The sequence below is a fragment of the Nocardioides sp. NPDC006273 genome (genome assembly GCF_040613495.1).
In the GTDB taxonomy this organism is placed as follows: Bacteria; Actinomycetota; Actinomycetes; order Propionibacteriales; family Nocardioidaceae; genus Nocardioides.
Genome location: NZ_JBEXSD010000114.1, coordinates 1 through 5,532, shown reverse-complemented (window position 1 = coordinate 5,532; position 5,532 = coordinate 1). Strand labels below are relative to the sequence as shown.

The window sequence follows — 5,532 nt, the reverse complement described above, 5'->3', positions numbered from 1 at the left end:
GCCTGATAAGGTTCAGCACGAAGAACAAAGCGAATAAAGCAGTCACCAGACTGGTCAGGAACTGAAGTTCCGAAGCTTACTGGTGTGCGTGTGATTCTTGAGAACTCAACAGTGTGTCATAGTCGACGAATTAGTTTGTTATGCCCCGTCGACCACATCCTCTAGCAGGGTGTTTGGTTGATGGTTTCTTTGACAATTGATTCTGGCAATTAATCCAATCCTTTCGGGGGTTGGTACATGTCAGTGTCTCCTGTCAGGGCATCTCTTTTTCCAGGTCATCGCAAGATGGTTTGGTGTTGTTTTTCAACGGAGAGTTTGATCCTGGCTCAGGACGAACGCTGGCGGCGTGCTTAACACATGCAAGTCGAGCGGAAAGGCCCTTCGGGGTACTCGAGCGGCGAACGGGTGAGTAACACGTGAGTAATCTGCCCCAGGCTCTGGGATAGCCACCGGAAACGGTGATTAATACCGGATACGACAACCGATTGCATGATCTGGTTGTGGAAAGTTTTTCGGCCTGGGATGTGCTCGCGGCCTATCAGCTTGTTGGTGAGGTAATGGCTCACCAAGGCTTCGACGGGTAGCCGGCCTGAGAGGGTGACCGGCCACACTGGGACTGAGACACGGCCCAGACTCCTACGGGAGGCAGCAGTGGGGAATATTGGACAATGGGCGGAAGCCTGATCCAGCAACGCCGCGTGAGGGATGACGGCCTTCGGGTTGTAAACCTCTTTCAGCACAGACGAAGCGAAAGTGACGGTATGTGCAGAAGAAGGACCGGCCAACTACGTGCCAGCAGCCGCGGTAATACGTAGGGTCCGAGCGTTGTCCGGAATTATTGGGCGTAAAGGGCTCGTAGGCGGTCTGTCGCGTCGGGAGTGAAAACCAGGTGCTTAACACCTGGCCTGCTTCCGATACGGGCAGACTAGAGGTACTCAGGGGAGAATGGAATTCCTGGTGTAGCGGTGAAATGCGCAGATATCAGGAGGAACACCGGTGGCGAAGGCGGTTCTCTGGGAGTATCCTGACGCTGAGGAGCGAAAGTGTGGGGAGCGAACAGGATTAGATACCCTGGTAGTCCACACCGTAAACGTTGGGCGCTAGGTGTGGGACACATTCCACGTGTTCCGTGCCGCAGCTAACGCATTAAGCGCCCCGCCTGGGGAGTACGGCCGCAAGGCTAAAACTCAAAGGAATTGACGGGGGCCCGCACAAGCGGCGGAGCATGCGGATTAATTCGATGCAACGCGAAGAACCTTACCTGGGTTTGACATACACCGGAAAGCTGCAGAGATGTAGCCCCTTTTAGTCGGTGTACAGGTGGTGCATGGCTGTCGTCAGCTCGTGTCGTGAGATGTTGGGTTAAGTCCCGCAACGAGCGCAACCCTCGTCCTATGTTGCCAGCAATTCGGTTGGGGACTCATAGGAGACTGCCGGGGTCAACTCGGAGGAAGGTGGGGATGACGTCAAGTCATCATGCCCCTTATGTCCAGGGCTTCACGCATGCTACAATGGCCGGTACAAAGGGCTGCGATCCCGTGAGGGTGAGCGAATCCCAAAAAGCCGGTCTCAGTTCGGATTGGGGTCTGCAACTCGACCCCATGAAGTCGGAGTCGCTAGTAATCGCAGATCAGCAACGCTGCGGTGAATACGTTCCCGGGCCTTGTACACACCGCCCGTCACGTCACGAAAGTCGGCAACACCCGAAGCCAGTGGCCCAACTCGTAAGAGGGGGAGCTGTCGAAGGTGGGGCTGGCGATTGGGACGAAGTCGTAACAAGGTAGCCGTACCGGAAGGTGCGGCTGGATCACCTCCTTTCTAAGGAGTAAGTGGCCATGAATTCACACAGCATTCGGTTGTGTGGTGATGGTGCTACTCGCTAGTGGAATCGTCGATGAACGACTGGTCGGTGACTGGTCGCTTCTCAGTACTGTTCCTGCTTCGGCAGGGGCGTGGAACCTGAAGCTTCCCGGAACTGGTTGGTCTTGACACACTGTTGGGCCCTGAGGAATCACACGGGTCTGCTCGCAGAGCAGATGTTGAGTGGTTGTCTCTTCGCCCCCTTCGCCTGAAGGATGCTCGGTATGAGCGCTGGATGGGGTTGTGCGGGCTGGCCGGCCGAGGTGACCTGTGGGTTGTCTGGTTGGAGTTGATAGTTGGATAGTGGACGCGAGCATCTTGTTTAATAAGAATGCACACACCTTGTAGGCGCTTTGAGCCTCTTGATGAGTTGGCCGAGGATTCGGTTGGTGATTCGGGTTGGGTTCGGGGTGTTGGTGTGTGCGTGGTCTTCGTAGCGCAGACAAGCGCGGCAATCGCAGTGATGTGTGTTGTTGTTGTTTGTTGTTTTTGTTGAGTGTTTGTGAGAGATAAGCTATGAAGGGCACATGGTGGATGCCTTGGCATCAAGAGCCGAAGAAGGACGTTGGAGCCTGCGATAAGCCCTGGGGAGTTGGCAACCGAGCGTTGATCCGGGGGTGTCCGAATGGGGAAACCCAGCACGAGTCATGTCGTGTTACCCGCGCCTGAATCTATAGGGCGTGTGGAGGGAACGCGGGGAAGTGAAACATCTCAGTACCCGTAGGAAGAGAAAACAATAGTGATTCCGAGAGTAGTGGCGAGCGAAATCGGATGAGGCCAAACCGGTTACCTGTGATAGACGGCAGTTGTTGGGTAGTCGGGGTTGTGGGATATGTCTTTCATCGTCTGCCGGCGGTGAGCTCAGTAAGAAACCAAACATGAAGACGAACCAGTTGGGAAGCTGGGCCGTAGCGGGTGATAGCCCTGTAGTCGTATGTGTTTGGCTGGGTTGATGTACTTCCCAAGTAGGACGACACTCGTGGAATGTCGTGTGAATCTGGCGGGACCACCCGCTAAGCCTAAATACTTCTTGATGACCGATAGCGGACAAGTACCGTGAGGGAAAGGTGAAAAGTACCCCTGGCGGGGAGTGAAATAGTACCTGAAACCGTGTGCCTACAATCCGTCAGAGCCCGGCCGGCTGTTTACAGCAGTGGGGGTGATGGCGTGCCTTTTGAAGAATGAGCCTGCGAGTTAGCGGTGTGTGGCAAGGTTAACCCGTGTGGGGAAGCCGTAGCGAAAGCGAGTCCTAATAGGGCGATTGAGTCGCGCGCTCTAGACCCGAAGCGAAGTGATCTAGCCATGGGCAGGTTGAAGCGCCGGTAAGACGGCGTGGAGGACCGAACCCACTTCAGTTGAAAATGGAGGGGATGACCTGTGGTTAGGGGTGAAAGGCCAATCAAACTTCGTGATAGCTGGTTCTCCCCGAAATGCATTTAGGTGCAGCGTTGCGTGTTTCTTGCCGGAGGTAGAGCACTGGATAGCCGATGGGCCCGACCAGGTTACTGACGTTAGCCAAACTCCGAATGCCGGTAAGTGAGAGCGCAGCAGTGAGACAGTGGGGGATAAGCTCCATTGTCGAGAGGGAAACAGCCCAGACCATCAGCTAAGGCCCCTAAGCGGTAACTAAGTGGAAAAGGATGTGGAGTCGCAGTGACAACCAGGAGGTTGGCTTGGAAGCAGCCACCCTTGAAAGAGTGCGTAATAGCTCACTGGTCAAGTGATTCCGCGCCGACAATGTAGCGGGGCTCAAGTTATCCGCCGAAGCTATGGCACTCCGGTTTTCCGGGGTGGGTAGGGGAGCGTCGTGTAACCAGTGAAGCAGCGGAGTGATCCAGCGGTGGAGGTTACGCGAGTGAGAATGCAGGCATGAGTAGCGAATGATGTGTGAGAAACACATCCGCCGAATGATCAAGGGTTCCAGGGTCAAGCTAATCTGCCCTGGGTAAGTCGGGACCTAAGGCGAGGCCGACAGGCGTAGTCGATGGACAACGGGTTGATATTCCCGTACCGGCGAAGTGACGCCCATGATGAGGCGCATGATGCTAACCATCTGAAGCATGCGTGACCGATCCCTTCGGGGTGAGGCGTGTGTGTGGAACATGGGACCCAAGTGTGTAGTAGTCAAGTGATGGGGTGACGCAGGAAGGCAGTCGATCCGGCGCGATGGTAGTCGCCGGCCAAGCATGTAGGACTGAGTCTAGGCAAATCCGGGCTCTGTATGTCTGAGATGTGATGGGGAGCCATTAGGCGAAGTCGATGATCCTATGCTGTCAAGAAAAACCTCTAGCGAGTCATGAGCCGCCCGTACCCCAAACCGACTCAGGTGATCAGGTAGAGAATACCAAGGCGATCGAGCGAACCATGGTTAAGGAACTCGGCAAAATGCCCCCGTAACTTCGGGAGAAGGGGGGCCTGGATCGTGAACCCACTAGCTGGGGGAAGCGTGAAAGGCCGCAGAGACCAGGCCCAAGCGACTGTTTACTAAAAACACAGGTCCGTGCGAAGTTGTAAGACGATGTATACGGACTGACTCCTGCCCGGTGCTGGAAGGTTAAGAGGACGGGTTAGCCTCACGGCGAAGCTCAGAATTTAAGCCCCAGTAAACGGCGGTGGTAACTATAACCATCCTAAGGTAGCGAAATTCCTTGTCGGGTAAGTTCCGACCTGCACGAATGGAGTAACGACTTGGGCGCTGTCTCAACCGTGGACTCGGCGAAATTGCACTACGAGTAAAGATGCTCGTTACGCGCGGCAGGACGGAAAGACCCCGGGACCTTTACTATAGTTTGGTATTGGTGTTTGGTTCGGCTTGTGTAGGATAGGTGGGAGACTGTGAAGCGCACACGCCAGTGTGTGTGGAGTCAACGTTGAAATACCACTCTGGTCGTACTAGATGTCTAACTTCGGACCATGATCTGGTTCAGGGACAGTGCCTGATGGGTAGTTTAACTGGGGCGGTTGCCTCCTAAAGTGTAACGGAGGCGCTCAAAGGTTCCCTCAGCCTGGTTGGCAATCAGGTGGCGAGTGTAAGTGCACAAGGGAGCTTGACTGTGAGACAGACATGTCGAGCAGGGACGAAAGTCGGAACTAGTGATCTGGCCACGGCATGTGGAAGCGTGGTCACTCAACGGATAAAAGGTACCCCGGGGATAACAGGCTGATCTTCCCCAAGAGTCCATATCGACGGGATGGTTTGGCACCTCGATGTCGGCTCGTCGCATCCTGGGGCTGGAGTAGGTCCCAAGGGTTGGGCTGTTCGCCCATTAAAGCGGCACGCGAGCTGGGTTTAGAACGTCGTGAGACAGTTCGGTCCCTATCCGCCGCGCGCGTAGGAAACTTGAGAAATGCTGTCCCTAGTACGAGAGGACCGGGATGGACGAACCTCTGGTGTGCCAGTTGTACCGCCAGGTGCATGGCTGGTTGGCTACGTTCGGAAGTGATAACCGCTGAACGCATCTAAGCGGGAAGCACGTTTCAAGATGAGGTTTCCCACCCTATATGGGTTAAGGCCCCCTACAGACCATGGGGTTGATAGGCCGGAGGTGTACAGCAGTGATGCCCAGCCGACCGGTACTAATAGGCCGAGGGCTTATCTTTCATAAACCCTCAACAAAAACAACAACCATCGAAGACACCTTTGATGAGACTGTTCGCGTCCACGAACCAACT

2 rRNA genes are annotated in these 5,532 nt (G+C 55.1%); both read left to right on the top strand.

The window, feature by feature from the left end:
- The first annotated feature begins 303 nt into the window (after positions 1-303).
- Positions 304-1,818 (top strand): 16S ribosomal RNA (locus tag ABZZ22_RS26625).
- Positions 1,819-2,367: 549 nt separating this feature from the next.
- A 23S ribosomal RNA gene (locus ABZZ22_RS26620) occupies positions 2,368-5,460 on the top strand.
- Together the 16S and 23S rRNA genes form the textbook arrangement of a ribosomal RNA operon.
- Positions 5,461-5,532: the final 72 nt, after the last annotated feature.